General features: G+C 72.1%; 1 protein-coding gene. It reads left to right on the top strand.

The genetic code is table 11. The features are described from left to right. Positions 1–64 precede the first annotated feature (64 nt). A partial coding sequence (locus tag AX685_RS12315; protein ID WP_197418599.1) for a hypothetical protein occupies positions 65–1,269 on the top strand: 1,205 nt, incomplete at its 3' end.

The raw sequence follows: 1,269 nt of genomic DNA, 5'->3' as shown, positions 1-1,269 counted from the left end.
TTACATCCCCGCCGTCGCTGTGGCCGCGCCGCCCGCGGCCACAGCGACGGCGGGGATGTAACGCGTGGCCGGGCTGTTCCTTCGCACCGCAAATGCCGCCGCGGGCCTTTGCCCCGATGCGCTGGATGCCGCCGCCGCGCAGTTCGGGCGGCATGGCTTTCCCACCGTCACGCCCTTCGCGGTCGATGGCTGGGACGGGCTGCACGCCCCCTATATCCGCGGCGGACCGGACACGTGGATGGCGCGCGGCGACGATCGCGTCGCCGTCGCCGGCACGCTGGTCGTGGATGGCAGGATGGGCGCCGATGCGCTCGCGCTGCTGCTCGACGCGGGCGATCCGACGCGGCTCGACTGGTCGCGCGTCGGCGGGCAGTTCGTGGCGCTGGTACGGCACGCGGGGCGCACGTTCCTGTTCACGGACTGGTTCGGCGCGTTCCAGCTGTTCCACGATGCCGATGCGCGGGTCTTCTCCACCTCGCTGCTCGCCACGCTCGCCGCGCTGCCGCAGGTGCGGTTCAGCGCGCAGGGCGTGTACGAATTCGCGTTCAACGTCATGCCGATCGGAGACGATACGGTGTTCGAGGGGCTGTCGACGCTCGGCCCCGATCGCATCGTCGAGCTGACCCCCGACGGCGCGCGCTTCCACTCCGTCACGCGCACCCTGCCCCGCGACGCGGCGCGCATGGCGATGCCGGAGCGGATCGCGCGCCACCGCGCGCGCCTGTCGTCGATCGTCGGCGCACATGTCGCATCGTTCGGCGACGATATCCGCTGCCCGCTGTCGGGCGGGATCGATTCGCGGCTGCTGTACGCCGCGCTGCGCCACGAAGGCGCCGCGCCGCACCTCTACGTCTATGGCCCGCCCGGCAGCGACGACGTGACGATCGCGCAGGCGATCGGCGCGGGCGAGGGCGTGGCGGTCGAATGGATCAACAAGGCGCTGGTGACGATCGCGCCCGACGCCTTCGCCGGACAGGTGGCGGCGGAGTTCGAGGCGTGGGACGCGTTGCCCACCTATGGCAACATCTTCGACGCCGGCGGGCATAGCGCGGCCTGCGCGAAGCGGCATGACGGCGGCGCGCTGGCGGCGTCGGGCGGGTGCGGCGAGATCTATCGCGACTTCTTCTACCTGCCCGATCGCGCGACCACGGCGGATGCGGTGGCGCGGACGTTCTTCGCGCGCTTCCTGCCGGCCGACACGACCGCGCTGTTCGCGCCGGAGAAATTCATCGCGCGCGTCGCGACCAAGATCGGCGCGGCGGTCGGCGC

It is taken from the genome of Sphingomonas sp. CCH9-F2 (genome assembly GCF_001556735.1).
Lineage (GTDB): Bacteria > Pseudomonadota > Alphaproteobacteria > Sphingomonadales > Sphingomonadaceae > Sphingomonas > Sphingomonas ginsenosidimutans.
The sequence above is the reverse complement of the archived record's forward strand: the minus strand, read 5'-3'. Positions and strand labels throughout refer to the sequence as shown.